Origin of the sequence: Collimonas sp. (assembly GCF_035566555.1) — a bacterium.
Taxonomy (GTDB): Bacteria; Pseudomonadota; Gammaproteobacteria; order Burkholderiales; family Burkholderiaceae_D; genus Collimonas.
Genome location: NZ_DATMRB010000010.1, coordinates 23,070 through 48,442, shown reverse-complemented (window position 1 = coordinate 48,442; position 25,373 = coordinate 23,070). Strand labels below are relative to the sequence as shown.

General features: G+C 60.3%; 32 protein-coding genes and 1 pseudogene. 22 read left to right on the top strand and 11 right to left on the bottom strand.

What is annotated here, in order from left to right; all coding sequences use genetic code 11:
- From VNZ65_RS02230 to VNZ65_RS02180, 11 genes and pseudogenes are all read left to right on the top strand, one after another.
- Positions 1-255, top strand: a pseudogene (locus VNZ65_RS02230) (urea ABC transporter permease subunit UrtC); the annotation flags it as partial.
- Complete coding sequence (gene urtD / locus VNZ65_RS02225) at positions 252-1,118, top strand: urea ABC transporter ATP-binding protein UrtD (RefSeq protein WP_325665638.1); 867 nt, start codon at positions 252-254, stop codon at positions 1,116-1,118. The pseudogene VNZ65_RS02230 and the gene urtD, both read left to right, overlap by 4 nt.
- Before the next feature lie 6 nt (positions 1,119-1,124).
- Entirely contained in the window at positions 1,125-1,823 is a 699-nt protein-coding gene (urtE, locus tag VNZ65_RS02220) for an urea ABC transporter ATP-binding subunit UrtE (protein ID WP_325665636.1), read from the top strand.
- 6 nt (positions 1,824-1,829) lie between these two features.
- Positions 1,830-2,717 carry an urease accessory protein UreD gene (locus tag VNZ65_RS02215; RefSeq protein ID WP_325665634.1) on the top strand — a complete coding sequence of 296 codons (888 nt, stop codon included), beginning with the start codon at positions 1,830-1,832 and terminating at the stop codon, positions 2,715-2,717.
- 81 nt (positions 2,718-2,798) lie between these two features.
- Positions 2,799-3,101: an urease subunit gamma gene (locus VNZ65_RS02210; RefSeq protein ID WP_325665632.1), complete on the top strand. Its 303-nt coding sequence runs from the start codon at positions 2,799-2,801 to the stop codon at positions 3,099-3,101.
- Positions 3,102-3,115: 14 nt separating this feature from the next.
- The gene (locus VNZ65_RS02205) at positions 3,116-3,439 is read left to right on the top strand and encodes an urease subunit beta (protein WP_325665630.1); all 324 of its coding nucleotides are present in this window, start codon (positions 3,116-3,118) and stop codon (positions 3,437-3,439) included.
- Positions 3,436-5,136: an urease subunit alpha gene (gene ureC, locus VNZ65_RS02200; protein WP_325665628.1), complete on the top strand. Its 1,701-nt coding sequence runs from the start codon at positions 3,436-3,438 to the stop codon at positions 5,134-5,136. The genes VNZ65_RS02205 and ureC overlap by 4 nt, the downstream gene beginning before the upstream one ends.
- Positions 5,137-5,157: 21 nt before the next feature.
- Positions 5,158-5,685 (top strand): urease accessory protein UreE, encoded by a 528-nt coding sequence (gene ureE, locus VNZ65_RS02195; protein WP_325665626.1) that lies wholly within the window; start codon positions 5,158-5,160, stop codon positions 5,683-5,685.
- Between the two features lie 25 nt (positions 5,686-5,710).
- A complete protein-coding gene (locus VNZ65_RS02190; protein ID WP_325665624.1) occupies positions 5,711-6,391 on the top strand; it encodes an urease accessory protein UreF in 681 nt (226 codons plus the stop codon).
- A gap of 47 nt (positions 6,392-6,438) precedes the next feature.
- Complete coding sequence (ureG, locus tag VNZ65_RS02185) at positions 6,439-7,068, top strand: urease accessory protein UreG (RefSeq protein WP_325665622.1); 630 nt, start codon at positions 6,439-6,441, stop codon at positions 7,066-7,068.
- Between the two features lie 139 nt (positions 7,069-7,207).
- Entirely contained in the window at positions 7,208-7,810 is a 603-nt protein-coding gene (locus tag VNZ65_RS02180) for a HupE/UreJ family protein (protein ID WP_325665620.1), read from the top strand.
- A gap of 25 nt (positions 7,811-7,835) precedes the next feature.
- On the opposite strand, the gene VNZ65_RS02175 is transcribed toward VNZ65_RS02180, so the two are convergent.
- From VNZ65_RS02175 to VNZ65_RS02160, 4 genes are all read right to left on the bottom strand, one after another.
- Complete coding sequence (locus VNZ65_RS02175; protein ID WP_325665618.1) at positions 7,836-8,078, bottom strand: hypothetical protein; 243 nt, start codon at positions 8,076-8,078, stop codon at positions 7,836-7,838.
- A complete protein-coding gene (locus tag VNZ65_RS02170) occupies positions 8,075-8,584 on the bottom strand; it encodes a transposase (protein WP_325665616.1) in 510 nt (169 codons plus the stop codon). The genes VNZ65_RS02175 and VNZ65_RS02170 overlap by 4 nt, the downstream gene beginning before the upstream one ends.
- 19 nt (positions 8,585-8,603) lie before the next feature.
- On the bottom strand, positions 8,604-9,656 hold the full coding sequence (locus VNZ65_RS02165; protein ID WP_325665614.1) for a helix-turn-helix transcriptional regulator: 1,053 nt from the start codon (positions 9,654-9,656) through the stop codon (positions 8,604-8,606).
- Positions 9,657-9,950: 294 nt separating this feature from the next.
- On the bottom strand, positions 9,951-10,670 hold the full coding sequence (locus tag VNZ65_RS02160) for a helix-turn-helix transcriptional regulator (protein ID WP_325665612.1): 720 nt from the start codon (positions 10,668-10,670) through the stop codon (positions 9,951-9,953).
- A gap of 144 nt (positions 10,671-10,814) precedes the next feature.
- On the opposite strand from VNZ65_RS02160, the gene VNZ65_RS02155 reads away from it, so the two are divergent.
- The 3 genes from VNZ65_RS02155 to VNZ65_RS02145 all read left to right on the top strand — a co-directional run bounded on the left by VNZ65_RS02155 (position 10,815) and on the right by VNZ65_RS02145 (position 12,939).
- Positions 10,815-11,687 carry a pirin family protein gene (locus tag VNZ65_RS02155; RefSeq protein ID WP_325665610.1) on the top strand — a complete coding sequence of 291 codons (873 nt, stop codon included), beginning with the start codon at positions 10,815-10,817 and terminating at the stop codon, positions 11,685-11,687.
- Positions 11,688-11,989: 302 nt separating this feature from the next.
- Positions 11,990-12,463, top strand: a complete 474-nt coding sequence (locus tag VNZ65_RS02150; protein WP_325665608.1) for a hypothetical protein — start codon at positions 11,990-11,992, stop codon at positions 12,461-12,463.
- Positions 12,464-12,570: 107 nt separating this feature from the next.
- Entirely contained in the window at positions 12,571-12,939 is a 369-nt protein-coding gene (locus tag VNZ65_RS02145; RefSeq protein ID WP_325665606.1) for a glutaredoxin domain-containing protein, read from the top strand.
- A 69-nt stretch (positions 12,940-13,008) separates the two neighbouring features.
- Here the strand turns inward: VNZ65_RS02145 and VNZ65_RS02140 are convergent, their stop codons facing one another.
- The gene (locus tag VNZ65_RS02140) at positions 13,009-13,731 is read right to left on the bottom strand and encodes an isoprenylcysteine carboxylmethyltransferase family protein (RefSeq protein ID WP_325665604.1); all 723 of its coding nucleotides are present in this window, start codon (positions 13,729-13,731) and stop codon (positions 13,009-13,011) included.
- 142 nt (positions 13,732-13,873) lie between these two features.
- Here VNZ65_RS02140 and VNZ65_RS02135 point away from each other — a divergent pair, with 142 nt between their 5' ends.
- The 5 genes from VNZ65_RS02135 to VNZ65_RS02115 all read left to right on the top strand — a co-directional run bounded on the left by VNZ65_RS02135 (position 13,874) and on the right by VNZ65_RS02115 (position 17,155).
- Complete coding sequence (locus VNZ65_RS02135; protein WP_325665602.1) at positions 13,874-14,428, top strand: GNAT family N-acetyltransferase; 555 nt, start codon at positions 13,874-13,876, stop codon at positions 14,426-14,428.
- Positions 14,429-14,501: 73 nt separating this feature from the next.
- Positions 14,502-15,308, top strand: a complete 807-nt coding sequence (locus VNZ65_RS02130; RefSeq protein WP_325665600.1) for a lipid II flippase Amj family protein — start codon at positions 14,502-14,504, stop codon at positions 15,306-15,308.
- 222 nt (positions 15,309-15,530) lie between these two features.
- Positions 15,531-15,932, top strand: coding sequence for a nuclear transport factor 2 family protein (locus tag VNZ65_RS02125; RefSeq protein ID WP_325665598.1), 402 nt, complete (start codon positions 15,531-15,533; stop codon positions 15,930-15,932).
- Between the two features lie 137 nt (positions 15,933-16,069).
- Positions 16,070-16,582, top strand: coding sequence for a GNAT family N-acetyltransferase (locus VNZ65_RS02120; RefSeq protein WP_325665596.1), 513 nt, complete (start codon positions 16,070-16,072; stop codon positions 16,580-16,582).
- A 12-nt stretch (positions 16,583-16,594) separates the two neighbouring features.
- On the top strand, positions 16,595-17,155 hold the full coding sequence (locus tag VNZ65_RS02115; protein ID WP_325665594.1) for a hypothetical protein: 561 nt from the start codon (positions 16,595-16,597) through the stop codon (positions 17,153-17,155).
- Between the two features lie 21 nt (positions 17,156-17,176).
- On the opposite strand, the gene VNZ65_RS02110 is transcribed toward VNZ65_RS02115, so the two are convergent.
- From VNZ65_RS02110 to VNZ65_RS02095, 4 genes are all read right to left on the bottom strand, one after another.
- A complete protein-coding gene (locus VNZ65_RS02110) occupies positions 17,177-18,124 on the bottom strand; it encodes an SDR family oxidoreductase (RefSeq protein ID WP_325665592.1) in 948 nt (315 codons plus the stop codon).
- The gene (locus VNZ65_RS02105; protein ID WP_325665640.1) at positions 18,121-18,993 is read right to left on the bottom strand and encodes an oxidoreductase; all 873 of its coding nucleotides are present in this window, start codon (positions 18,991-18,993) and stop codon (positions 18,121-18,123) included. The genes VNZ65_RS02110 and VNZ65_RS02105 overlap by 4 nt, the downstream gene beginning before the upstream one ends.
- 80 nt (positions 18,994-19,073) lie before the next feature.
- Positions 19,074-19,646 (bottom strand): TetR/AcrR family transcriptional regulator, encoded by a 573-nt coding sequence (locus VNZ65_RS02100; RefSeq protein ID WP_325665590.1) that lies wholly within the window; start codon positions 19,644-19,646, stop codon positions 19,074-19,076.
- 131 nt (positions 19,647-19,777) lie between these two features.
- The gene (locus VNZ65_RS02095) at positions 19,778-20,710 is read right to left on the bottom strand and encodes an NADP-dependent oxidoreductase (protein WP_325665588.1); all 933 of its coding nucleotides are present in this window, start codon (positions 20,708-20,710) and stop codon (positions 19,778-19,780) included.
- Between the two features lie 94 nt (positions 20,711-20,804).
- Between VNZ65_RS02095 and VNZ65_RS02090 the strand changes: the two genes are divergently transcribed.
- Positions 20,805-21,671, top strand: a complete 867-nt coding sequence (locus tag VNZ65_RS02090; RefSeq protein ID WP_325665586.1) for a LysR family transcriptional regulator — start codon at positions 20,805-20,807, stop codon at positions 21,669-21,671.
- Positions 21,672-21,689: 18 nt separating this feature from the next.
- On the opposite strand, the gene VNZ65_RS02085 is transcribed toward VNZ65_RS02090, so the two are convergent.
- Positions 21,690-22,595, bottom strand: a complete 906-nt coding sequence (locus tag VNZ65_RS02085) for a DMT family transporter (RefSeq protein WP_325665584.1) — start codon at positions 22,593-22,595, stop codon at positions 21,690-21,692.
- 133 nt (positions 22,596-22,728) lie between these two features.
- On the opposite strand from VNZ65_RS02085, the gene VNZ65_RS02080 reads away from it, so the two are divergent.
- Positions 22,729-23,172 carry an Lrp/AsnC family transcriptional regulator gene (locus tag VNZ65_RS02080; protein WP_325665582.1) on the top strand — a complete coding sequence of 148 codons (444 nt, stop codon included), beginning with the start codon at positions 22,729-22,731 and terminating at the stop codon, positions 23,170-23,172.
- A 111-nt stretch (positions 23,173-23,283) separates the two neighbouring features.
- Here VNZ65_RS02080 and VNZ65_RS02075 read toward each other — a convergent pair whose 3' ends face one another.
- Positions 23,284-24,189: a LysR family transcriptional regulator gene (locus VNZ65_RS02075; protein WP_325665580.1), complete on the bottom strand. Its 906-nt coding sequence runs from the start codon at positions 24,187-24,189 to the stop codon at positions 23,284-23,286.
- A gap of 124 nt (positions 24,190-24,313) precedes the next feature.
- On the opposite strand from VNZ65_RS02075, the gene VNZ65_RS02070 reads away from it, so the two are divergent.
- On the top strand, positions 24,314-25,186 hold the full coding sequence (locus VNZ65_RS02070; protein ID WP_325665578.1) for a pirin family protein: 873 nt from the start codon (positions 24,314-24,316) through the stop codon (positions 25,184-25,186).
- Positions 25,187-25,373: the final 187 nt, after the last annotated feature.

The window sequence follows — 25,373 nt, the reverse complement described above, 5'->3', positions numbered from 1 at the left end:
ATCTGGGCCGCGGTCGGCGGCCGCGGCTCGCTGGTCGGCCCCATCATCGGCGCCTTCTCGGTGAACGGCTTGAAGAGCTGGTTCACCGGCGCCTTCCCCGATCTCTGGCTGTATGCGCTGGGCCTGATCTTCATCCTGGTGACGCTGTTCATGCCGCAGGGGATCCTGGGGCTGGCAAGCAATCTGAAAAACAAACTGAAAAGCAAGCCGGAACGCCAATCCGAGCCTGAAGCCAGCAGCAAGGAGGCGACATGAGTCAGCGCATCAGCCCCATCTACGATCCGGCGCAGCCGTCGGAAAACGTCGACAACACCCGCCATGCCGACTACGGCACCTCGTATGCGCGCATCAAGCCGGAAGGCGTCGACACTACCCACGGCGCCATCCTCTATCTGGAAAACATTACGGTATCGTTTGACGGCTTCAAGGCGCTGAACAATCTCAACCTGGATATTTCGGTGGGCGAACTGCGCTGCATCATCGGTCCTAACGGCGCCGGCAAGACCACCATGATGGACGTCATCACCGGCAAGACCCGCCCGACCGCCGGCACCGCCTTCTTCGGCCAGAGCATCGACCTGACCAGGCTGACCGAGTACGACATCGCCCACGCCGGCATCGGCCGCAAGTTCCAGCGGCCGACGGTGTTCGAACAGCACACCGTGTTCGAGAACCTGGAGCTGGCGATGAAGATGGACAAGCGGGTCAAGACCACCTTGTTTTCACGCCTGAGTTCGGAACATGTCGACAAGATCGACGCCTGCCTGCGCCTGATCCGCCTCAACGGCAACGAACGGCGGCTGGCCGGCCTGCTGTCGCACGGGCAGAAGCAATGGCTGGAAATCGGCATGCTGCTGATGCAGGAACCGCAGTTGCTGCTGCTGGACGAACCGGTAGCCGGCATGTCGGATGCGGAAACGGCGCGCACCGCGGAACTGCTCAACGAATTGCGCGGCAAGCATTCGATCATGGTGGTCGAGCACGACATGGGCTTTGTCGCCGAGATCGCCCAGCAGGGCAAGGTCACGGTGCTGCACGAAGGCTCGGTGCTGGCAGCAGGCAAGATGTCGGAAGTCCAGGCCGACGAACGGGTAATCGAAGTCTATCTTGGGCGCTAGAACAACATGTTAAACGTTGACCAACTGAATCAGTACTACGGCTCCTCGCACACTCTGCGCGGCATTTCGCTGTCGCTGGAAAAAGGCAAATGCCTGGCCCTGCTTGGCCGCAACGGCGTCGGCAAAACCACCTTGCTGAAATGCCTGATGGGGGTGCTACCGAGCGCCAGCGGCAAGATCATGCTGGAAGACCGCGACATTACCAGCCTGAAGCCGCATCAGCGCGCTGCTCTGGGGATTGCCTATGTGCCGCAGGGGCGCGAAATCTTTGCCCGCCTGTCGGTGGAAGAAAACCTGCTGATGGGCATGGCCACCAAATCCGGCAAGCAAGCTTTGCTGATCAAGGAAGAAGTGTACGAGCTGTTTCCGGTGCTGAAAGAAATGCTGCAGCGGCGCGGCGGCGACCTCTCCGGCGGCCAGCAGCAGCAGCTGGCGATCGCCCGCGCCTTGCTGGCGGAACCCAAGCTGATCATCCTGGATGAACCGACCGAAGGCATCCAGCCTTCCATCATCAAGGATATCGGCCGCGTGATCCGCCTGCTGCGCGAGCGCGGCAACATCGGCATCCTGCTATGCGAGCAGTACTTCGATTTCGCGCGCGAACTGGCCGACAATTTCGTGGTGCTGTCGCGCGGCGAGGTAGTGGCCGCCGGCGGCCATGAAAGCATGGATGACGAAAGCGTGAAACGACACTTGGCGGTATAGTGCCGCATGGATAATCTGACTCTTTCGCCGCTGCCGGACACGATGCCGGCCGAGCAAGCTCGTCACAGCGCCAACCAGGCCTGGCTGTCGCTTGCCTTTGGCGACGACCGTGGCACGACGCGCCTGCTGGAGCGCGCCCACTACGGCCCCTTGCGCGTACAAAAGGCGCTGTATCCGGAGCACCCGTCAATCTGCCATGCGATCATTGTCCATCCGCCCGGCGGCGTGGTGGGCGGTGACGAACTGACAATCAAGGCCAGCGTCGGCGCAGGCGCCCATGCGTTCCTGAGCACCCCGGGCGCCGCCAAATGGTACCAGGCCAATGGCAAAATCTCCCGCCAGCATGTGCTGCTGCAGCTTGCCGCCGGCGCAGCGCTGGAGTGGCTGCCGCAGGAAACCATTTTTTTCGACCACGCCGAGGTGGCGCTGGAACATCGGGTCGAGCTGGAGGGCGACGCCCGCTATATCGGCGGCGAAATCCTGTGTTTCGGCCGCACCGCTTCGGGCGAGTCATTCACCGGCGGCCGCATTTCGCAGCAGACCAGCATCCGCCGCGACGGCAAATTATTATGGTTTGAACAAGGCGCGCTGGGCGGCGGCAGCGCTGCCATGCAGAGCCGGCTGGGATTGGCGGATTGCAGCGTGTGCGCCACCCTGACGGTGGCCGGCAAAGCATTCCCGGCCAGCTTTGTGCAGCAGTTGCGCGACTGCGCCAGCCAGCTGTCGGACGGCCGCGCCAGCGTCGGCGCCAGTCAGGTGAAATCAGTGCTGGTATTACGTCATCTCGGGCACTCCAGCGAACTGGCGCGGCAATGGATGATGCAGGCCTGGCAAATGCTGCGTCCTGAATTACTGGGGCATGCGGCGCATATACCGCGTATCTGGAACACTTGATATGGCGACGCTGCGGGCCGTGATAAAACGCAGCACCACCCTGTCCACACAACATCAAAGTCATCGCGAAGAAAGAACAACATGGATCTGACGCCAAGAGAAAAGGACAAGCTGCTGATTTTCACCGCTGCCCTGCTGGCCGAGCGGCGCCTGGCGCGCGGCCTGAAGCTGAATTATCCGGAAGCGATAGCCCTGATCAGCGCCGCCATCATGGAAGGCGCGCGCGACGGCAAGAGCGTGGCCGAACTGATGTCCTACGGCAGCAAGATACTGACCCGGGCCGACGTCATGGACGGCATCGCCGAAATGATTCCCGACATCCAGGTCGAGGCCACCTTCCCGGATGGCAGTAAGCTGGTCACCGTGCATCATCCGATTCCCTAGAGCGGAGAAGACTCATGATCCCAGGAGAAATGCAGATCCAGGCCGGCGACATCGAACTCAATGTCGGCCGCCGCATGCACGCTGTCACGGTTGCCAACAGCGGTGACCGGCCGATCCAGATCGGCTCGCATTTTCATTTTTACGAAGTCAATCCGGCCTTGCGGTTCGAGCGCGAGGAAGCCTACGGCATGCGGCTCAACATAGCCGCCGGCACCGCGGTGCGTTTCGAACCGGGCCAGAAGCGCACGGTGGAACTGGTGGATCTGGCGGGCGACCGTATCGTCTACGGTTTCAACGGCAAGGTCATGGGCGCACTGACGAAACGGACAAAATCATGAGCAAGATCTCTAGGCATGCTTATGCCGAAATGTACGGACCGACCACCGGCGACCGCATCCGCCTGGCCGATACCGAACTCTTCATCGAAATCGAAAAGGACTACGCCACCTACGGCGAAGAAGTGAAATTCGGCGGCGGCAAGGTGATCCGCGACGGCATGGGCCAGTCGCAGCGCCTGCACAAGGATGTGATGGACACGGTGATCACCAACGCCGTGATCATCGACCACTGGGGCATCGTCAAGGCCGACATCGGCATCAAGGGCGGCAAGATCGCCGCCATCGGCAAAGCCGGCAATCCGGATATCCAGCCGGACGTCACCATGGTGATCGGCGGCGCCACCGAAATCATCGCCGGCGAAGGCAAGATCGTCACCGCCGGCGGCATCGATTCGCATATCCATTTCATCTGCCCGCAGCAGATGGAAGAGGCGCTGATGAGCGGCGTCACCACCATGCTCGGCGGCGGCACCGGCCCGGCGGCAGGCACCGCCGCCACCACCTGCACTCCCGGTCCCTGGCATCTGCATGCGATGCTGTCGGCGGCCGATGCCTTTCCGATGAACCTGGGTTTCCTCGGCAAGGGCAACATCAGCTTGCCGGGCCCGCTGGAGGAACAGGTGCGCGCCGGCGCCATCGGCCTCAAGCTGCATGAAGACTGGGGCTCGACCCCGGCCGCCATCGACAACTGCCTGAGCGTGGCCGACCGCATGGACGTGCAAGTTGCGATCCACAGCGATACCCTGAACGAAGGCGGCTTCCTGGAGCATACCCTGGCGGCGTTCCAGGACCGCACTATCCACACCTTCCATACCGAAGGCGCCGGCGGCGGCCATGCGCCGGACATCATCGCCGCGGTCGGCAACAGCAATGTGCTGCCCTCCTCCACCAATCCGACCCGGCCGTTTACCGTCAACACGCTGGACGAGCATCTCGACATGCTGATGGTTTGCCATCACCTCGATGCGGCAATCGCGGAAGACGTCGCCTTCGCCGAATCGCGCATCCGGCGCGAAACGATTGCCGCCGAAGACATCCTGCACGACATCGGCGCCATCAGCATGATGTCCTCCGATTCGCAAGCCATGGGCCGGGTCGGCGAAGTCATCATGCGCACCTGGCAAACCGCGCACAAGATGAAAGTGCAGCGCGGCGCGCTGGCGGAAGATAGCGATAGAGCAGATAACTTCCGGGTCAAGCGCTATATCGCCAAGTACACCATCAATCCCGCCATCACCCACGGCATCGCGCATGTGGTGGGTTCGATCGAAGTCGGCAAGATTGCCGACCTGGTGCTGTGGAAACCGGCCTTCTTCGGCGTCAAGCCATCCACCATCCTCAAGAGCGGCATGATCGCAGCGGCGCAGATGGGCGATCCGAATGCTTCCATTCCGACGCCGCAGCCGGTGCACTATCGCATGATGTTCGGCGCCTATGGCGGCGGCCTCAAGACTTCGCTGACGTTTGTTTCGCAAGCGGCTTACGACGACGGCATCGCCGAGCGCTTGAAACTGAACAAGCCGGTGATCGCGATCAAAGACGTGCGCCATCTGCGCAAGCATCACATGATTCACAACGGCGCCACGCCGCACATGGAAGTCAATCCGGAAACCTATGAAGTACGGGCTGACGGCGAACTGCTGGTATGTGAGCCGGCCAGCGTGCTGCCGATGGCGCAACGCTATTTCCTATTCTGAATTTCTCATTCACGGCACAAGATGTTAATCCTAAATACCAAAGTAGAACACGCGGACCTGATCGAAGGCGAACTGATCCTGCCTTACGATTTGCGTGAAAAGAGCCGCCTGCGCGCGACGCTCAGCAACGGTGAGGAAGTCGGCGTATTCACCGTGCGCGGCACGGTACTGCGCCATGGCGATCTGATCAAGGGCATGGACGACAGCGGCAGAGAACGCGTGGTCAAGGTGCTGGCGGCAGCCGAAACCACCTACCGCATCGAGTGCCAAAGCCCGCATGCCCTGCTGCGCTGCGCTTTCCACCTGGGCAACCGCCACACGCAGGCGCACGTCGGCGACGGCTTCCTGCGCATCCGCAAGGACCCGGTGCTGAAGGAAATGCTGGAGGGTCTGCAGGCCAAGGTGACCGAAGAACTGGCGGCGTTCGAGCCGGAATCCGGCGCTTATGGACACGGCAGCGGCGACCACCATCACCATCGCGACAATCTGCTGGCGCCGGTGCCGTTGCGCCAGAAGATCCATCGCCCCGGCGACGCCGACGGCAACTGAGCGCTCACTTAAACCAATGCATGACATGCAAGCGACCGCGCTGCTCCACCTGCTGCAACTGGCCAGCCCGTCGCTGCCGATAGGCGCTTACAGCTATTCGCAAGGACTGGAGACAGCCATCGACAAAGGCTGGGTCAAGGATCCGGCATCGGCGCGCGGCTGGATCTGCGAGCATTTGCAGCAAGTAGTAGCGTTGTTCGAAGCGCCTGTGACATGGCGCCTGCTGCAGGCCTTCGAGCGCCGCGACAGCGACGCCGTGCAGCACTGGACTGAACGCTTCATCGCCGCCCGCGACAGCGCCGAGTTTCGCGCCGAAACCATACAGATGGGCTATTCGCTGGGCAAACTGGCGATCGAACTGCAGATCGGCGACGCCGCCCTGCTGGCCATCCTGCAGGCGCAGCCGGAACTGCCGCTGCCGACCGCCTACGCCTATACCGCAGTGGCCTTGCAAGTGCCGCACGAGGCTGCCTTGCTGGGCATGCTGTTTTCCTGGGCCGAGAACCAGGTGCTGGTATGCGTCAAGACCATCCCGCTTGGACAGGTCGCCGGCCAGCGCCTGCTGCTTTCCTTGCAGGCGGAACTGCAGCTGGCCGCCGAGCGTGCCCGACAACTGGCCGATCACGAATTATCAAATTGGGCGCCCGGCCTGTCGCTGCTGTCGATGCAGCACGAAGAACAATACAGCCGTCTGTATCGCTCTTGAATTGCTCCTGAAACCAAACACTCACTATTTTTTAAGCGAACCTCAACATGAGCACTTCCTCCACATCCAATCCCCTGCGCGTCGGCATCGGCGGCCCGGTCGGCTCCGGCAAGACCGCATTGTGCGAAATGCTGTGCAAAGGCATGCGCAACCATTACGACATGGCGGTCATCACCAACGACATCTACACCAAGGAAGACATGGAAATCCTGCTGCGCGCCGATGCGCTGCCGGCGGAACGCCTGATGGGCGTGGAAACCGGCGGCTGTCCGCACACCGCCATCCGCGAAGACGCTTCGATCAACCTGGAAGCGATCGCGCGCATGAGCGCGGATTTTCCGAACCTGGACCTGATCCTGCTGGAATCCGGCGGCGACAACCTGGCCGCCACCTTCAGCCCGGAACTGTCCGACCTCACCATCTACGTGATCGACGTCGCCGGCGGTGAAAAGATCCCGCGCAAGGGCGGCCCCGGCATTACCCGCTCCGACCTGCTGATCATCAACAAGACCGACCTGGCGCCGTATGTCGGCGCCAATCTGGATGTGATGGCGCACGACGCCAAAAGAATGCGCGGCGAACGGCCGTTCATTTTCACCAACCTGCGCAGCGGCGACGGCGTCGAACAAGTGATCGCTTTTATCCGTAAACAAGGATTACTTGATCAAGCTAAATGAGCAATCCAAATAAGTGAGTAGGGTGGGCACGCTTTTGTGCCCACGCGGATGGCGCAACAGCGTGGGCACAAAAGCGTGTCCACCCTACCTTTTTCCTCACAGAAGAATCTGAACACCCACTTTTTCACAGGAGTCAGCCATGTCCCATCTATCCGTAAAAACCTGCGGCCGCCTCAGCGCCTTAGCCATCGCCGCACTCGGCATCGGCTCCGCCTTCGCCCATCCCGGTCATCCCGACGCCTTCGGCTTCAACGACGGCTTCGCCCATCCGTTCAGCGGCCTCGACCATTTGCTGGCGATGCTGGCGGTCGGTCTGTGGGCAGCGCAAAACAAGCGCTCTGCGCTATGGCTGTTGCTGCTGGCGTTTCCGCTGATGATGGTGGCCGGAGCCCTGCTGGCGTTCGCCGGTGTGGCGCTGCCGGGAGTGGAAACCGGCATCGCGGCTTCGGTCGCAGTGCTCGGGCTGCTGATCGCTTTCGCCATCCGCATGCCGCTATGGGCCAGCGCCACCGTGGTGTCGGTATTTGCCGTGTTCCATGGCTATGCCCACGGTAGTGAACTGCCGCATGGCGCATCGGCGCTGTGGTATGGCGTCGGCTTTGTCGCCGCCACCGTCCTGCTGCATTTGTCGGGGCTGACGATCGGGCTGGTCGCCAGACAGAAAATGGCGTCGCAGGCGGTGCGGGTTGGCGGCATTGCCATTGCCGCGGTTGGCGGTTACCTGTTAAGCGGGGCGCTCTGACGCACTGGTGGGCGGTAACAACCCACTAGTCCATGGCGGGGCGGCGCATCTGCCCGTGCGACGCGGAATCGTGCTCGACCGTGCTTTGCATCGGCGCAACCGGATCGGCGCCGCCGGCAACGAGCAACGCGATCGATGCAAACGTTGTCACCCACCGCGGGCAATCCGACTCCGGCCGCTCCGCAGCCGCCTCGACCAGCGCACAACCAAGCGCTGCGTGATTGGCCAGCATCTCAGCGGTAAGCTGTTGCACCAGCTTGTGTTTCACGGCGACACCTTCGGTCCGGGTCCGCCGCGCCTGTGGCTCTCCTCATTTGCCGTCGACTCCTGGTCGGATCGCTCCATCAGCAGCCGCAGCCAGTGTGAACCTGCTCCAACGGCCCCAGCGCGCGGCTTTTCTTCGTTGCGGCTCTCCCACATGGACCAGCTGCGATCCTTCCACAGACTCTTCATATCCGCTTTTTGCTGCGCACGCATCTGAACGTTATCGGCGTGCGCCACTATCTTTTCGAACTGCACCAACAGTTCGGGATCGTCCTTTGTCTCTTCTTTCAAACGATGCCAGAGGCCTCGCAGATTCCAGCGCCGAAAACGCATGTATGCCGTGTTCCACTTGCCGAATTCAGTCGGCAGATTGCGCCATCGATGTGTGCCTGCATACCAGAATACCGCCTCGACGAACAATCTATTGTCGCGCCCCTGCATGCCCGGATCTCCCTTTTTTCCAAGCAACAGCGGCTCCAGTTTTTCCCATTGCTCATCTGTGAGTATCATTTTTCACCTGTGATGGTTTTCAATAAAACGTGTCGGCATGTGGGGCGAGGATGTATGGCGCGCCAGGAGATGCCACTGCCCGCGTCTTGGCATCGAGTATCTTGAGATAAGTTCCGGGCGACATTTTCTTCTGCTGGCGAAACACCCGGCAAAAATGCGACTGCTCGGAAAATCCGCAACGCCAGCCAATCTCAGCCAGAGACAGAGCCTGCGCCTCCTTGACCGCGAGCAAACGGGTCGCGGCATCCAGCCGGATGTCACGCAGGAGGCTGTGAAAGCTGGCGCCTTCTGCATTCAGGAAGACGTGATGGACATTCCGTACCGACATGCCGAAGGCATCGGCCAGGGTTTGCGCTGTCACGCTTGCATCGTGATAATTCTGCTTCAGCCACAGCACCATGCCGCGGTGCAGTTCGGCGCGCTGCCGGAGATTGCGCACCTTGCTGCTTTCCGTTTTTGGCAACCCCACTTCTTTGAACGCGAAACGCATCAGGCAAGCGATTTGATCGGCCATCAATGCCTGTTCATAAAGGCTCGTCGATGCTTGCAAGGTCTCGATACCGAGGTTGCCAAGATATGCGGACAGCATCGCCCCCCAGCCGCGATCGCCCTTGAGCACATGGGCGACGCAGCCTTCGACATGGGGAATCCAATGGCTGGCGAAAGCCTCGCTCAGGGAAACCATGCGTGCAACAGTGGCCCGCTCTTGCACACTGGAAGAGAGACGGTGCGCATCGATCAGCACCATGTCGCCGCTGGCGACCTCGACCGTGCGGCCAAACTGCTTCAACACGTGACGGCCGTCCTCCACCAACAGCAGATGGAAGCGCAGCGACGGCATGCTTCGCATCAGAGATTGGGTCCGGTCGACGGCAGCTTCCTGTACGGAATAGCGCGTCACGACAACGGCCCCCAGGGACGTCGATTCGGTACCTCCGCCGAATGCCGCCTGCTGCCGGCATCCTCCCTCCGGCATATGCAGACGGCGGCCGCGCCCCTTGGTCCAGCATTCCAGCTTGAAGCGTTCAGGCGGGCTCTTTGAAGTAAAAGCGTGGTTTTTCAAACTTTCCATTTGCATACCTATAGCAATCCGATGAAAAATTTCGGCATGCCTGATCCAGGCAGTGCACGGCCAAGCGCAGCTGCAAATAACTACATCCGCGTTGTTTTCATGGTTACCCATCCATCCGATCCCGTAAATGGGTCAAATGTCCCATCCGGGAGCGGGCATGCTGTATTTTGAGTGGCGGCATCAGGCCTGAGGCCCCATCGCCACGGGCTGCGATAGACCTGTTCGCGGCTTCGGCGTTGTGGCCGCAACGAATGTCTACACGTCGTGACGCTTGCGAAGCATTTACTACATCTGCTATTTGAGCAAGGCGATCAGCTTTGATCTCTTATGCACGCCAAGTTGCGCATAAATCTTTCCAAGTTGATTACGCACTGTCTTTTCTGCGATATTCAAGGTTCGGCCGATTGTTTTGTCATCCATGCCGGCGGCGAGGTGGCGGACGATGGATCTTTGTTGCGCAGTCAATGCATCCAGTTCTAACGGCGACCTTTCCGACTTCAGATAAAAATGAGCAAGCAATAAATCATTCAGCAGCGGCGTCATCAGTTTCAGCGCTTCGAGATGCCAGTCGCTCAACGGCCCTTCGACTCCGGAAAAGCTGAAATAGCAGCCTGCATTGGCTTTGATATTGAGTACGCCATGGGCAACCACGTTACCCAAGCCAAAACGCTGGATCTCGTCGATCTCGAAAGCGCTGGCATAGGCAGGCGGATTTTCCGGATCTATGAAAAATGGCTGCCGGCTCGTACGCCACCATTTGATGGAGCTGCGGTCCGCCGTCTCATAAGCCGTTGGCAGGTAGTCTAAAAAAACCTGGTCGTGGCCACTTGCCAACACATGCGTTGTCTTCACTTGGCCGACAGTCAACTCTCCATAACCGAGAATGACGGCTTGATACGGAAAGAATTTTTTCAATGGGCCTTCGAGCCACGCCAACAGCGTGGCGGGCGTCGCCAGCGGATCAGCAATCACGGCAAGCCATGCGCGCAAGTCAGTTTCGGTAAGATGCTTCATGTGATAATTTTCCTCTTCCTGCTATCAACAAATAGCTTGGCATGGGGAACCGCAAGATTGTTTTTCTCCCACTGCCGGATCCTTGCAAACATGTTAATGTCACAACCGACAAGGCCGATTCTACCTATTTAGACTGGAAACATCATGACTTCATCGATTGCTTATCGCATTCCGGGACGCGCGCGCGACCTGGGCGAACTGGTAGTGCGCCGCGTGCTGCCCGCCGGCCATCACCAGAGCGTCGGCCCGTTCCTGTTCTTCGACCATATGGGGCCGGTCGAATTTGCCAGCGGCCAGGGCATAGACGTGCGGCCGCATCCGCATATCGGCCTGGCCACGGTCACCTATCTGTTTGAAGGTGCGATCCGTCACCATGACAGCCTCGGCAACGATCAGGAAATCATCCCCGGCGACGTCAACTGGATGACTGCCGGCCGCGGCATCGTCCATGCCGAACGGACACCGGCCGCGCAACGCGCCAAAGGCTGGCGCCTGCACGGCATCCAGACCTGGGTAGCGCTGCCGCTGGCCGACGAGGAGTGTGCGCCAGCCTTTGCCCATCATCCGGCCGCCAGCCTGCCGCTGATCCAAGGCGAAGGCTACCAGTTGCGAGTAATCGCCGGCCGCGCCTTCGGCCAGGAAGCGCCGGTCAAGATCAGTTCGCCGACCTTGTATGTGGCCGCGGAAATGACCGCAGGCGCGCAGTTCACGTTGACGCCGGAATATCCGCAGCAAGCCGTGTATGTCGCCAGCGGCAGCGTCACCGTCGACGGCGAAGCGCTGGAACTGGGCGTGCTGGCGGTGCTGCAGCCTGACGTGGCAGTCAGGATTGCGGCCAGCGAAGCGGCCCAGGTCATGCTGCTGGGCGGCGCGCCTATCGACGGCCCGCGCTCGATCTGGTGGAATTTCGTCGCCAGCCGGCCGGAACTGATCGAGACCGCCAAGCAGAACTGGCGTGAACTGCGCTTCGACCCGGTGCCGGGCGATCCCGAATGGATTCCCTTGCCGGAGGCGTGAGCACGAGCCGGCAACGCGCCCCAGACGGGGCGTTTTTCATTTTCCGGGCACATCGCGCATCCCTCACCTGCAGGGCGGCATGAAAATGCGCATTTCTCCGTAGTTTTCTCCAATATGATGTTGCCAAAATACAATGCTACGGCGACAATAAGACACTAATGCAATGATGCAGGGGTTCCCCTCGCAGCGCATGTTTTCCGTAAAAATGGCGCGCGAATCGTGTGCGCCGTCTGGTAGCTTGAATTTTGTGCCACATCACATCAGGGATACTTATGCCGCGTTCAGCGACGACTTTGGCAATCATGTTAACTACCTCACTCCTGACCGCAGCAGCCGGCGCCGCGAATGCCGAAAACACCCCGCTGCAGATTATCGCTGCCGCCGGAAAATCGGTGTGCCAGTCCACGGTCCGCCAGTTTGGCGAAACCTCGCAAAAGATCGAGCTGTGCGTCTCGCAAGGCGATTTCGCGCATGACGTTTATGTGCTGAAGATCAATGGCGACCCGATTCTCAAAGGCATTGACGACGAGACTGCCAAAGGTATTGTCTCGACTAACCAGGGCGAAAAAATCAGCCTGACTTGCGCACCGCAACTGGAGGAGCCGACCCAGGTGGCGCCGGAAAAAATCGAAGCAATGCAAAAGCTGATGCCGGCGCTGTCCGCCGACGAAGCGAAAAAGGCTGCGATCTCATTAGATGCAGTTGAGGTAGGCCGCTTGTGCACCGCCCAGCGCGGAAGCAACTCCTTGATAGACGTACAGGTTACATTCCACTGAAGCGTCGGCAGCCAGGCAACATCGATTTCCTTGCCGGCGGCAGCTGATAATGTGAGACGATGCAACTTCCGTTGCCGCCGCAACGTTACATAAACTGGAAAGCGATTATGACCCGCAGCGTCCTCGATGAAGCCCACATCCACCCCGCCATCCGCCAGGCCATCACCGATAGCCATGCCGACATCGTCCGCGAGGTGCAAGACGCCATCGCGAGCAACAAGGTAGTTGTGGTCGGCATGACGCAGAATCCTTTTCCGCGCAAAGCGCGCAAGGCACTGGATGCAATTTCCGCTCCCTACAAATACCTTGAATATGGCAGCTACCTGGGCCAGTGGAAGCGCCGCAATGCACTCAAGATGTGGACCGGCTGGCCGACTTTCCCGATGATATTCGTCAACGGCACACTGGTAGGCGGCGCCAACGACTTGCAGCGCCTGATCGATAGCGACGAGTTTGCGCGAATGGTTGCCGGCTGAGACGGACTGAACTATTGCAAGGCCGGAGCTCGTCGAAAAACATTGAGCCGCTCAGGCTGAACCCGAGGGCTACCAGATATAAGGCAGCAAGCGGTAGCGAACCTTCTGGCAATACTCTACGTATCCCGGCAAATTCTGCCGCAGGAATTTTTCCTCATGCAGCAGCCGCCAGATCAGCGTCGGCATGAACAGCAGCAGCACCAGCAAACCCAGCCACGAGCCCAGCGCCAGCGGCATGCCGACCAGCAGCGGAAAAACGCCGGCATACATGGGGTGCCGCACCAGCGCGTACGGCCCGCTTGAAATGACTTGCTGCCCTGCGGTGACCTGGATCGTCGATGCCGCGTAGGTATTCGCCTTGAGCACAATGAACACCAGCAGGAAGCTAAAGGCGACCAGTACATCTCCGGCCAGCGACACATAGGGGGGCGCCGGCGACCAGCCGAAACGATGATCGAGAGCGGGGACGACGATCAAGGCAATGAACCCTGCCATGGCAAACAACATCACGCGCTTTTGCGTGCTTTCCTTTTCTGCCGTCGGCCCCGCTTTCATGCGCCGCTCAAGTAGCGCCGGATCTCTTACCGCCAGATATACGGTGACGGCCGACGACGCTCCCACGAAAACGGCCATGAACAGCCATCCCTGCCAGTAATCCAGAGTCCCGGCGGGGATAAAGAGCAAGGCCGCCAGCGTAATGGCGCCGAGCAGGCTTGCCTTCAATGCCCGAAAGTTTAGCGTATTCACGTCACAATGATAGTACTGTCCGCTCCGAAAGTCTTTGCGACGCACGAACCGGCCATATAGAAATGGGGCAATACGCGTTATAGTTTCGCATCTGCCTGAAGCGAGAACCTCATGCATCAAGCTGCCGACATCTACAGATGCCGTGCATGCTTCCCCAAGATAGCCATCCAGAAGCCCATTCCTGCTTATGTTCCAATTGCCTGTAATTGAAACCAAACGAACCATTCTGACCATCCTGCACCCTGACATGGCGCCTCTGTTGCTCGCCTACAAGATGGCAAACAAGGAACATCTGGCGCCATGGGAACCGATAAGAGACAGCGATTTTTATACTGCTGAATCTTGCCGTCAGCGCTGTGAATCGGCCTATCAGGCATTCATCGGCGGCACTGCCGTCAGTTTCATTGCGCTTGAACGCAAGTCGAACAAAATGATCGCCGGCTGTAATTTCACCAATATTGTCAGAGGGCCTCTGCAGGGGTGTTACCTGGGTTATTCAGTGCATCGGGAGTTCGAAGGCCAGGGGCTGATGCAAGAGGTCGCGGAGGCAGCGATACGGTACGTATTCGAAGAGCTCGGACTACATCGCATCATGGCGAATCACCTGCCATCCAACCTGAGAAGCCAGAAATTGCTGGCAAGGCTGGGATTCGAGCGCGAGGGCTATGCCAGGGCCTATTTGAAAATTGCGGGAAAATGGGAAGATATGGTTCTTAATTCCCTGATTAATTCGGAAGCGTAAACCGCCTCCCTTGAGCACGCATAGTGTGTTCACAGCTGCATTCAGCGACTATTTCTACCTTTTCAAGGCTTCGATGGACAAGCAACTGATATTCATTTGTTTCCTGACCTTCGTCATCCACATCATTGGCACCCTGGCATATTCCGTACGCATCGCCGGGATCAGGACCCGACGGATTGCCGTTTCGCTTGCGCTGTTCAGTATCCTTGTCCTGGTCTCGCGGACGTCGAATTCGTTTCTTGGACCCTTCCTGGCCAAGCGGGTCGAATCGAATATCGGCAGCCAGCTTGCCGCAGAAGGCCTGCTTTCCGACTTCCGCTGGCTGCTAGTCTCCGCTTCGCTTGCGACCATCGTCGGCGCGTTGCTGATTCCGACTTTTCAGCGCGTGTTTTGCCGGGCCGTCGAGCATTTTCAAGTGCATCGCTCGGTGCCGAAACTGATCCTGCACGGGTTCTTCAAGGGCGGCCTGTCCTATATTAAAGACGTCGCAAGTCTGCCGCGGAGCGCGAATGTCGCCGCACTGCGCGATAGCGGCAGCGTCTCTCTGTCCATGACCTCGCTCAACGTTGCTGCTGTTGCGCTCTGGACCGTGGGCGTATTTGCCGCGCTCTATGCCGGCGCCCTGGACCCGAGCGTCCGCGTGACATCCAGTACGCTTTCGTCAATCATCAACGGCGGCGCCACCGTCATGATGGCGGTATTCATTGATCCGCATATGTCGGGTATGACTGATGACGTGATCGAAGGCCGGGTGAGCGAATCGCAGTTTCGGCGCGCAGTAGTCTGGCTGGTGGGCAGTCGGCTGGCAGGGACTGTGCTTGCCCAGCTGCTGCTGGTCCCCTCTTCGATGCTGATTGTGGGCGTGGCGAAATCTCTGTAGTAATGACTTTTGCTTGGCAGCCATAGTGATGTGATTGCGATGCGTGCAGCATTTGGGCTACCGACTTTACTTCTATTGCGCGCGCCTACCATCAATTCGATGGTATTCTGAAAAGTGCCTGCCCTGCAGGCGTTGGACGCATTTCCGTTGAATGCACCAACTGAATGGATGTTCCAGAGTCGCTAACCACAAACCGCCATCCAAGATACGCGAGGAGCAGCCGTGACATATTCCACAGTTAAGCGCTGGCACGAGATCGTCAAGTCGCGCGACATCGCTTCCCTAAAAGCATTGCTCGCCGATGATGTGATCTTTGAATCACCGGTTGTCCACACGCCCCAAAACGGCAGCGCGATCACCGCCAAATACCTTGCCGCCGCCCTGCACGTCTTGAATAACGATACCTTCGAATACTTGAACGAATGGCTCGGGCCCGATTCCGCAGTGCTGGAATTCGAAACAACCTGTGACGGAATCCTGATCAATGGCGTAGACATGATCAAGTGGAACGACGAGGGTCTGATTACCCACTTTAAAGTGATGATCCGACCACTAAAGGCAGTCAATAAAATTCACGAATTGATGGGCCAGATGCTCAGGCTTGATGCGGCACAACAGCGATAGAAATGATATTCCGCCGCCATTGAAGCTGCGATATGCGATATGCGCGATGCAGTTTTGGCGGCTTCAGAACTTGCCGCCCAATTTTCGGCGCCAGTTAATTTGCACTGCACACCTGAGTCACTTTATACCGCAAAAGAATGCTCCGACTCGCCAAAATCTCTGATGCGCCGGAAATATTGCAAACCCGCATACGTGCAATTCGGGCGCAGGCCTCTTTGCATTATCCAAGGGAAGAGATAGAAGACTGGTGCACCTCTCGAACCGCCGAAACATATCACACTGCGATTGAACGGAAAGCCATCCTCGTAGAAGAGATCAATGGAAATATCGTCGCATTCGGTCAATTGAATCCAGAGACAGCATTCGTCGAGGCCATCTATGTCAGTCCGTCTCAATTCCGGCAAGGCATTGGCCTGAAGATCCTGCGCGCGCTTGAAGCCATGGCATCTTCATGTGGAATCAAAGCGCTTACTCTTGAAGCTTCTCTCAACGCCATTCAGTTCTACCGTCGGGCCGGGTACGTTCCTATCTTCGAAGAAGAACATTCATCCGCCCCAAAGACTGCTTCGGCGACTCTTCGCATGCGTCATGAAATTCCGGCGCCCGCTGCCGGAAGCTGGCAATTCGTTCCGATCGCAAACAAACAGTGAAATCCGATAACCATGCTGACGCCATCCCAAATCGATTTACTGATAACGCAACGCTCAATCTCCGGCCGGCAACCCTGGGCCAGCAACGACTCGCAAAAGATCGACGACTTCTATCGTACCGTCTGCGCTGCTGTTGCTCAATCCAGCGGCGCACTCTCGCGCATCGAATGGAGCCATTACGGCTCGGGATACGCTTCCTTCATCGACGCCTGGTTCTACAAACCCGAAGTAGGATTCAAGGTCGACGAAGCGCTTGGCAAAGGCGGTGAATACAAAGGCTTGGTTGTCTTGCTGAGCCGCCTCTCGCCCTACTTCGTTTTCATGGAAGGCGAGAAGCGTTGGCATACCAAAGGCGGCAGCAGCTACCTGCCGGAAAGCGCCATGCTGGACCGGCTGCTGGCGCCGGCTATCGTGACGTTGGCGGCAGAGGTGCAAGCGATCCTGGAAAAACATGGCTTGGTCAGGCTGTTCAAGGCCGATCTGTCGACAGCGCTGGCGCCGGAGATCGAAGTTCCTACCATCCTGGCCGATCAGTTTACTGAATACGATGCGCTTTACTATTGGGAAGATTAAGCGTGCAAAACCGCAGCAGCTTCAAGCCGCCGATGGCCATGCAACGCCGGTCAATTGCTCCGACACTTCCCACAGGCGGACGCCGATAGCGGTATCGCGCGCCGCTTCCCCGACCCTGGCGTCGCCGACCTCCCCTTTCATTTCCATGAAACCTTGCGGGCCGTAATAGCCGGCTGGCCGCGCCTGCGGTGCAGTCGCCGCGAACAAGGTCGGCAAGGCGCCGGCGGCGGCCGACTGCGATGCAATCGGCTCGAGCAGCTTGCCGATGCGTTCCAGCAGCGACCGACTGTTGCGTCCCAGGCCGGGACCGGCGCTCTGCAGTCCGGTCCTGGCGTAGCCTGGATGGGCGGCATTGCTCATCAGGCCCCAGCCGAAGGCCTTGCTGCGCCGTTCCAGCTCGAAGGCGAACATCAGCATGGCCAGCTTGGACTGGGCGTAGGCTGGCCAGGGCTGGTATTTTTTCTGCCATTGCAGATCGTCGAAATGGATCGCTGCCTGGATGCGGTGGGCGCCGCTGCTGAGATTAACCACTCTTGCCTGCCGCCCATTGCGCAGCAAGGGCAGCAGCTGTGCGGTCAAGGCAAAATGGCTGAGATAGTTGGTGCCCAGCTGGAGTTCAAAACCGTCCACGGTCTGGTGGCGGGTGGGCGGCATCATCACGCCGGCATTGTTCACCAGCAGGTCGAGGCCGTCGGTTTCACCGCTGAGGCGCTCGGCGAACGCTTGCACCGAGGCCAGGCTGGCAAGATCCAGATCGGCATAGCGGATCTGCGCCGCCGGGACGCTGGCGCGGATGGCGGCCAGCGCAGCTGCGCCCTTGGCCGGGTTGCGTCCGGTCAGCAGCACCTCGGCGCCGGCCTGCGCCAGCGCCAGTGCGGTTTCATAACCGAGGCCGCCGGTAGCGCCGGTGATCAGCACCCTGCGTCCGGCCTGCTGCGGAATATCCTGCGTGCTCCAGCTGTTCATCATTCCACCTCGCTGACAGGAAACGGCGGCAGCGGCGCGTCGGCGTCGACATCGGTGGCCACGCTGACCGTGCGCCAGGCCGCGGCGTCGCTGTTGCGGACTGCCTCGGCGGCGCCGAAATAATGCAAGGCATCGCTGCCGAGCAGCAGATGCGCCGGCGGATTGTCATGGGCGGCGATGCCCAACACCACTTGCGCCACCTTGGCCGGATCGCCGGCGGCCTTGCCGGCGTAGGCCGCCAGCATCTCGGCCAGGCGGCCGACCGTCGGCTGGTAGTCCGCCAGCAGTTCCGGCAGCCGGCTGCCGGCGATATCGGCCCAGTCGGTGCGCATGCCGCCTGGCTCCAGCGAGATCACTTTGATGCCGAGCGGGGTGACTTCCTGCGCCAGCACTTCGGTGAAGCCGCCCACCGCCCATTTGGCTGACTGATAAGCGCTCAGCCCCGGCGTTCCGGTGCGGCCGCCGACCGACGAGATATTGATGATATGGCCGCTGCGCTGCGCGCGCATGGTGGGCAAGACGGCGCGCGTGAGGTTCACTACGCCATAGAAATTGGCGTCGATCTGGGCGCGAAAATCCTCATCGGCAGTCTGTTCGAACGGTGCGAGATGGCCAAAGCCGGCATTGTTGACCAGCACATCGAGCCGGCCGAAGGCGCTGAGGGCGAGCTGCACCGCGGCCTGCGCCGCTTTGGCGTCGGTCACGTCGAGCGCAGCGATGCGTACCTGTTCACCATAGCGCGCCTGCAAATCAGACAGGCGGCTGATGTCGCGCGCAGTGGCGACCAGCCTGTGGCCGGCGGCCAGCACCGCTTCAGCAATATGCAGCCCGAGTCCGCGGGCGCTGCCAGTAATTAACCAGACTTTAGACATTGCGTTATTCATGTTCAAGCTCCTTGAAGGAATATAAAATGAGTGCTTACACACTCAACTAAATAATAAAATAAAACGGCTCATTTTTTTGAAACAGCCCCCCAGAACGCGTCAAACCCGGCCTGCTTGTAATGCTCAAGCGCCGCCGGTTCGCGCGCAATGAAGGACAAGGTGGTCTCGGCCAGCGATTCCATGATGCCGGCGATGAACGCCGCCGACTGGTTGTCAGCGCCGCTGGCGGCAAGGATTTCATCCAGCATGGCACTGACTTCGCGAAACGCCGCCCCGCCCTCTTGCTTGCTGGCAGCGGTGATACGGTCCGACACTGTCAGCTGGCTCATTGCCTTGCGCTGCAAGGGCTGGCCCGCACCCCACTCGATATAACGGTCCCACACATGGCGGCAACGTACTTTCAAGCTCTTGGCGGATGGCAGGCCGGTGGTCATGACGCTGGCCAGGTCAGCCTTGATCCACAGGTACAGCTCGTTGAGCAGCACATTTTTGTCGGCAAAATAAGTGAACACGGTACCCTCGGCAACCCCGGCCTGCTTGGCGATTTTCGCGACCGGGCCGCTGACGCCCTGCTCCGCAATCAATGCCGCGGCGGCAGCCAGGATGGCGTGACGTTTTTCTTCACTGAGAGGCCTTGCCACATCTGCTCCATTAATTGAGTGCTTACTCAAGCATATAAGATATCGGGACAATTTGCAAGCGCCGGCCATGATCGATTGTTGATCATGGCCGGCAGCACCAGTTGTCATCAGGCAGCGCCATCGGCGCTATCTCAGAACTGAACCACGGCTTTGCCCCGACCCTGCCCGGAGTGGCCATAGTCGATCGCGTCTCCTGCGTGGTCCAATTGGAACAGACTTGCCACCTCGGCCTTGATCTCCCCGCGCAGCACCAGCGCGGCAATCGCGGCCAGCCGCTGCGGTTCGGGCCGCATCTGGAACCACAGGCCGGTGCGATTGGCAGGCGTGCGTGCAGTCAGCTCCGGTGCGGCGGTCGATACCAGCACGCCGGCGTCGCGCAGCACCGGCCACAGCAGGTCTAGCGCTGGGCCGCCGGCCAGGTCCAGCACCAGATCGACGCTGGCGGCCAGATCCGCGAACGGCTGCGCAGTACGATAATCGATGACCAGGTCGGCGCCCAGCGCAGCAACATACTCCAGGTTGCGCGCCGATGCCGTGGCGATCACGCGCGCGCCGGCACGCTTGGCCAGCTGCACCGCCATGCTGCCGACACCGCCGGCGGCCCCCTGCATCAGGACGGTCTGGCCGGCTGTCAGCTTTCCGCTCTCGAACAGGGCTTGCCATGCGGTCAGGCCCGCTACCGGCAACGAGGCGGCGACGGTATCAGGCAAGCTGTCCGGCGTCGGCGTCAGCAAACCCGCATCGATCTCGACATAGTCTGCGAACGCACCCAGCGTTGGCATGAAGCCGAACACCCGCGTGCCGACAACGAAGCCATCGACGCCGGCGCCGACGGCATGCACCGTACCTGCCAGTTCCGCCCCCAGCGTGATCGGAAACGGCAGCGGGAAATAATCCTTCAAGACGCCTTCCCTGATTTTGCGGTCTATGGCATTGACGCCGGCTGCATGTACCCGCACCACGACCTTGCCCGCAGCGGGCTGGGGGATATCGATCAAGTCGATGCTGGTGACTTCTTGATTGCCGTAGCTGTGGATGCGTACTGCTTTGTTGAGTTGTTTCATGATTTTCTCCGGTTGTTGAGACTCCAGAATAGTTGTCTCACAGAAGATCCGATAGACGATAAAATGACACTATCCGTCTCAAATATGGAACATCATGGATCTCAATGCCTTGCGTGAATTCACCATGGTCGCCCTGCATGGCGGTTTCGGCGCCGCCAGCCGCCAGGCCGGCATCCCCAAGGCCAGCCTGTCGCGCCGCATCAGGCAATTGGAAGACGAACTCGGCGTGCGCCTGATCGATCGCAGCAGCCATGCCTTCCGCCTGACGCCGGAAGGCGAGTTGCTGCGGCAAGACGCGGCGCCCCTGATTGCAGAACTGGCGCAGCTGCGGGAACGCATGCATCCGGACCAGGAGCCGCGCGGACCGCTGCGCATCAGCGCGCCGATGCTGCTGGCTCATTCGACGCTGGGCGCGCTGGCGGCGCAATACCGCAAGCGCTATCCGCAGGTGCAGCTGGAGATTGTCGGCGAAGACCGTTTTGTCGACCTGATCACGGAAGGTTACGACGCCATCATCCGCGTCAATCCGAAGGAAGACGCGGACTATATCGGCCGCTGCTTTTTGCGCGAACGGCAGGTGCTGGCGATCAGCAGCGCCGCCGGCCAGCTCGAACATGCCCGGCCGCTGCCGCTGGTCTGCCTGCCGCAGCGCGCAGACCAGCGGCAGCTGGCCATCCAGCGCGACGGCCGGAAAATGACGCTGGAAACGGCCACGGTGCTCGCGCTGTCCTCGCCGTTCATGATCCGCGACGCCGTGCTGGCCGGCGCCGGCGCCGGTATCCTGCCGCCGTCGCTGATACGCCAGGAATTGCAGGATGGGCGGCTGCGCGAAATCGGCGCGCTGGCCGATAGCGAAGCAGAAATCTGGCTGCTGTACCCGTCGCGGCGACATGTCAGCAGCAGGTTGCGGGCATTTTCCGATCTGCTGCTGGAGACCTTTCCGGATGCCAGGATGCGCTGATCCAGCGCAAGCCGCGTTTCAGCGGCTGGAGCGGGAATCCTCGGCCTGCAGCTTCGGCTTCCACAAAGACCAGCCGAGATTCATGCCGGCGGCGGCGGTCAGGATGGCGGCAGCGCCAAACAGCTGGCTCAGCTGCAAGCGATGGCCGAAAGCCAGGTAATCGACCAGGATGGCGACGATCGGGTAGATGAAGGAAAGCGAACCGGTCAGGTGCGTCGGCAGCTTCTGGATCGCGCCGTACAGCAGGATGTACATCAGCCCGGTATGCACCACCCCCACCGTCAGCAAGATGCTCCAGGCATGAGCGCCGGACGGCAATGCCGACCAGTGTGCGAACGGCGCCAGCATCAGGATGCCGACGCAGACCTGGATCAGGGCGATCAGGTGCGGCGGCGTGCCGGCCAGTTTCTTGGTGATGATGGCGGCGACCGCATAGCAAAACGCCGCGCCCAGCGCCATCACGATACCGGCAAAATAATTGCTGCCGCCGCCACCGCCTTCCGGCTTCCCTTGCACGATCAGCAGCATGCCGATAAAGGCCAGCGCCAGCCAGGTCAGCTTGGCGACAGTCAGCCGTTCCGAGAAAAACACGGCGCCGAGCGCCACCAGCATGAAGGGCTGGGTGTTGTACACCGCCGTCGAAATCGCAATCGTCGCACGCGAGTAGGAAACGAACAGCAGCAGCCAGTTGAGCACGATCGCCACGCCGCCGAGCGCCGCCAGGGCCAGCAGGCGCCAGTTGAACGCGCCGCGCAGCAATCCCAGCGCCGCGCACACCGCCAGCAGCGTCGCTGCGCCGAAGACGCAGCGCCAGAACACCACGTCCAGCACCGGCTGGCCCGAGACCACCACGAACCAGCCTATGGTGCCGGAGATCACCATCGCCGCCGTCATCTCTAACGTGCCGCTTACTTTCTTGTCCATGCCTCGTCCCTGGAAAACGTCAGGAATTGATAATCGCATTTAGTCGTGGGGGTTTCCATGCCTGTGAAAAGGATTTTTGTCGGATTTGCCTTACTATATAAGGCAAGGTGGAAAATTTTCCAAGGAATCGAAAATGCTCAACAATATGGACCAGCGCATCCTGGAAATACTGCAGGGCGATGCGCGCATTTCGCTGAAAGACCTGGCCGCGCAAGTCGGCCTGTCCTCCCCCAGCGTCTCTGAACGGCTGCAGCGCCTGGAAGAACGCGGCGTCATCCGCGCTTTCACCATCGACATCGATCCGCAAGCGCTGGGCTACCAGCTGCAAGCCATCGTCCGCATCCGCCCGCTGCCCGGCAAGCTGCAAGCGGTGCAGAAACTGATCGAACAGACGCCCGAATTCTGCGAATGCGACAAGGTGACCGGCGAGGATTGCTTCATCGCCCGCCTGTTCGTCCGCTCCATCGCCCAGCTCGACCAGATCATCGACCGCATCGCCGACAAGGCCGAGACCAACACCGCCATCGTCAAGGCGCAGCCGATCAAGCGCCGGCCGCCGCCGTTCGGACTGGCCTGAGCGGCCTGTATTCTAAGTTGTGTAGGATGGGCACGCTTTTGTGCCCACGCTGTATCGGTATCCGCGTGGGCACAAAAGCGTGCCCATCCTACACACTGAGCGGCCGGTTCTTCATTCGTCGTTGAGAGCCGCGAAGCGCTGCGCCAGATAATCCAGCAGGCTGCGCACTGACGGCAGCAAGCCGCGGCGCGAAGGAAACACGGCATGGATGATATCGTTGCGCGGCGCCCAGCCGGGCAGCAGGCGCAGCAAGCTGCCATCGGCCAGTTGATCGCGCACCATCATGCTCGGCAGCTGCACGATGCCGACCCCGGCCCGCGCCGCATCGCGCAAGGCGATCATGTCGCCGGTGAGGAAGCGCGGCGTGTGGTGCACGCTGGCTTGCGCGCCATCCGGTCCCTGCAGGTTCCAGACATGGGTCTGCTGCGGCGTCCCCAGCGCCAGGCTCGGCCAGTCGTAGAGATCGGCCGGCGCGCGCGGCAATGTCCGCCCCATGCACAGCGAACGGCTGGCGACCAGGCACTGGCCGCGCTCGGCCAGCACCCGCAGCACCAGGTCGCTGTCGGCCAGCGGCGGCGGCCGCACCCGGATCGCAATGTCAATCGCTTCCGCCACCAGGTCGACGCGGCGGTTAGTGGCTTCCAGGTGCAGCGTGACACGCGGATGGCTGACCATGAAATCGGCCAGCATGACGCTGACATTCGCCTGCAGCAAAGTGACCGGGCAACTGATGCGGACCACGCCACGCGGTTCGGCGCGGGTGATGTCGATTGCATCCTGGGCACACTCGGCTTCCACCAGCATCGCCTTGCAGTGCTCGTAGTAAGTCTGGCCGACTTCCGTCACTGAAAAGCGGCGCGTGGTACGTTGCAGCAGCCTGACTCCCAGCCTTTCCTCCAGCAGCGCGACGCGCCGGCTGAGCTTGGACTTGGGCATGCCGAGCGCGCGGCCGGCCGGGGCAAAGCCGCCATGTTCGACTACCTGGGCATAGTAGTAGAGGTCGTTCAGGTCCTGCATCCCGCTCTCCTCATCGTTCACAATATAGAACACTGAATATGAATTTTACACTCTACCGCCGCCATCGTTCCTGCCCTATCATTCTTGCATCAACAGCTTTTGCAACCTTTACCAGGAGATGGCAATGAAAAAAGTCCTCGGCGTCTATAGCGCCCCCCGCCCACACTGGGTCGGCGACGGTTTTCCGGTACGTTCGATGTTTTCCTATAACAGCCACGGCAAGCAACTGAGCCCGTTCCTGCTGCTGGACCATGCCGGACCGGTCGATTTCACTCCGGCCAAGAAGCCGCGCGGCGTCGGCCAGCATCCGCACCGCGGCTTTGAAACCGTGACCATCGTCTACAAGGGCGAAGTGGCGCATCGCGACTCGACCGGCCAAGGCGGCCTGATCGGTCCCGGCGACGTGCAGTGGATGACCGCCGGCGCCGGCATCTTGCATGAGGAGTTTCATTCGGAAGAGTTCACCCGCAGCGGCGGCGCCATGGAAATGGTGCAGCTGTGGGTCAACCTGCCAGCCAAGGACAAGATGACGGCGCCTGGCTACCAAGCCATCCGCAACGCCGACATCCCGGTAGTGGCATTGCCGGACAAGGCTGGCACGGTGCGTGTGATCGCCGGCAGTTTCGGCGGCCAAGCCGGACCTGCGCACACCTACAGCCCCATGAACGTGTGGGACCTGCGGCTGGCGCAAGGCAGCGTGACTGAACTGACGCTGCCGGACGGCTGGAACTCGGCCCTGATCGTGCTGCATGGTACGGTGCTGGTGAACGGCGAAACCGTCAGCCGCGAATCGCAGATGGTCCTGCTGGACGCCAACGGCAGCAAGCTCGCGCTGGAGGCCAACAACGACGCTGTGGTGCTGCTGCTGAGCGGCGAGCCTATCGATGAGCCTATCGTCGGCCATGGCCCGTTCGTGATGAACAGCGAGGAAGAAATCGTCCAGGCTTTCACGGACTTCAAGAACGGGCGCTTTGTGCCAAAAGCAGCGCAGCAGTAATCCGCCAGCTTGCTGTAAGCAATACCCTGCCGCCCCAAAAGGCCGGCAGGGTATTTTTATATCTGTATTCCCCGATTCGGCTGATCCGCCTGAACCGCTCAAAATATTTCCTTAAAGATATTTTTTGGCAGATGCATCAAACTACCGCGCCCCACTCCGGTGCAGCCAGCATTTCCCCTTCCTCATT

What these genes read in the sequence shown, in the direction of transcription:
- VNZ65_RS02210 (WP_325665632.1), top strand. Translation starts at nt 2,799, where the DNA reads ATGGATCTGACGCCAAGAGAAAAGGACAAGCTGCTGATTTTCACCGCT.
- VNZ65_RS02110 (WP_325665592.1), bottom strand. Translation starts at nt 18,124, where the DNA reads ATGATGAACAGCTGGAGCACGCAGGATATTCCGCAGCAGGCCGGACGC.
- VNZ65_RS02180 (WP_325665620.1), top strand. Translation starts at nt 7,208, where the DNA reads ATGTCCCATCTATCCGTAAAAACCTGCGGCCGCCTCAGCGCCTTAGCC.
- ureG (WP_325665622.1), top strand. Translation starts at nt 6,439, where the DNA reads ATGAGCACTTCCTCCACATCCAATCCCCTGCGCGTCGGCATCGGCGGC.
- VNZ65_RS02085 (WP_325665584.1), bottom strand. Translation starts at nt 22,595, where the DNA reads ATGGACAAGAAAGTAAGCGGCACGTTAGAGATGACGGCGGCGATGGTG.
- VNZ65_RS02105 (WP_325665640.1), bottom strand. Translation starts at nt 18,993, where the DNA reads ATGTCTAAAGTCTGGTTAATTACTGGCAGCGCCCGCGGACTCGGGCTG.
- VNZ65_RS02150 (WP_325665608.1), top strand. Translation starts at nt 11,990, where the DNA reads ATGTTAACTACCTCACTCCTGACCGCAGCAGCCGGCGCCGCGAATGCC.
- VNZ65_RS02080 (WP_325665582.1), top strand. Translation starts at nt 22,729, where the DNA reads ATGCTCAACAATATGGACCAGCGCATCCTGGAAATACTGCAGGGCGAT.
- VNZ65_RS02165 (WP_325665614.1), bottom strand. Translation starts at nt 9,656, where the DNA reads ATGGAAAGTTTGAAAAACCACGCTTTTACTTCAAAGAGCCCGCCTGAA.
- VNZ65_RS02135 (WP_325665602.1), top strand. Translation starts at nt 13,874, where the DNA reads ATGTTCCAATTGCCTGTAATTGAAACCAAACGAACCATTCTGACCATC.
- VNZ65_RS02115 (WP_325665594.1), top strand. Translation starts at nt 16,595, where the DNA reads ATGCTGACGCCATCCCAAATCGATTTACTGATAACGCAACGCTCAATC.
- ureC (WP_325665628.1), top strand. Translation starts at nt 3,436, where the DNA reads ATGAGCAAGATCTCTAGGCATGCTTATGCCGAAATGTACGGACCGACC.
- VNZ65_RS02190 (WP_325665624.1), top strand. Translation starts at nt 5,711, where the DNA reads ATGCAAGCGACCGCGCTGCTCCACCTGCTGCAACTGGCCAGCCCGTCG.
- ureE (WP_325665626.1), top strand. Translation starts at nt 5,158, where the DNA reads ATGTTAATCCTAAATACCAAAGTAGAACACGCGGACCTGATCGAAGGC.
- VNZ65_RS02170 (WP_325665616.1), bottom strand. Translation starts at nt 8,584, where the DNA reads ATGATACTCACAGATGAGCAATGGGAAAAACTGGAGCCGCTGTTGCTT.
- VNZ65_RS02075 (WP_325665580.1), bottom strand. Translation starts at nt 24,189, where the DNA reads ATGCAGGACCTGAACGACCTCTACTACTATGCCCAGGTAGTCGAACAT.
- VNZ65_RS02160 (WP_325665612.1), bottom strand. Translation starts at nt 10,670, where the DNA reads ATGAAGCATCTTACCGAAACTGACTTGCGCGCATGGCTTGCCGTGATT.
- VNZ65_RS02095 (WP_325665588.1), bottom strand. Translation starts at nt 20,710, where the DNA reads ATGAAACAACTCAACAAAGCAGTACGCATCCACAGCTACGGCAATCAA.
- urtE (WP_325665636.1), top strand. Translation starts at nt 1,125, where the DNA reads ATGTTAAACGTTGACCAACTGAATCAGTACTACGGCTCCTCGCACACT.
- urtD (WP_325665638.1), top strand. Translation starts at nt 252, where the DNA reads ATGAGTCAGCGCATCAGCCCCATCTACGATCCGGCGCAGCCGTCGGAA.
- VNZ65_RS02155 (WP_325665610.1), top strand. Translation starts at nt 10,815, where the DNA reads ATGACTTCATCGATTGCTTATCGCATTCCGGGACGCGCGCGCGACCTG.
- VNZ65_RS02070 (WP_325665578.1), top strand. Translation starts at nt 24,314, where the DNA reads ATGAAAAAAGTCCTCGGCGTCTATAGCGCCCCCCGCCCACACTGGGTC.
- VNZ65_RS02145 (WP_325665606.1), top strand. Translation starts at nt 12,571, where the DNA reads ATGACCCGCAGCGTCCTCGATGAAGCCCACATCCACCCCGCCATCCGC.
- VNZ65_RS02215 (WP_325665634.1), top strand. Translation starts at nt 1,830, where the DNA reads ATGGATAATCTGACTCTTTCGCCGCTGCCGGACACGATGCCGGCCGAG.
- VNZ65_RS02090 (WP_325665586.1), top strand. Translation starts at nt 20,805, where the DNA reads ATGGATCTCAATGCCTTGCGTGAATTCACCATGGTCGCCCTGCATGGC.
- VNZ65_RS02205 (WP_325665630.1), top strand. Translation starts at nt 3,116, where the DNA reads ATGATCCCAGGAGAAATGCAGATCCAGGCCGGCGACATCGAACTCAAT.
- VNZ65_RS02120 (WP_325665596.1), top strand. Translation starts at nt 16,070, where the DNA reads ATGCTCCGACTCGCCAAAATCTCTGATGCGCCGGAAATATTGCAAACC.
- VNZ65_RS02130 (WP_325665600.1), top strand. Translation starts at nt 14,502, where the DNA reads ATGGACAAGCAACTGATATTCATTTGTTTCCTGACCTTCGTCATCCAC.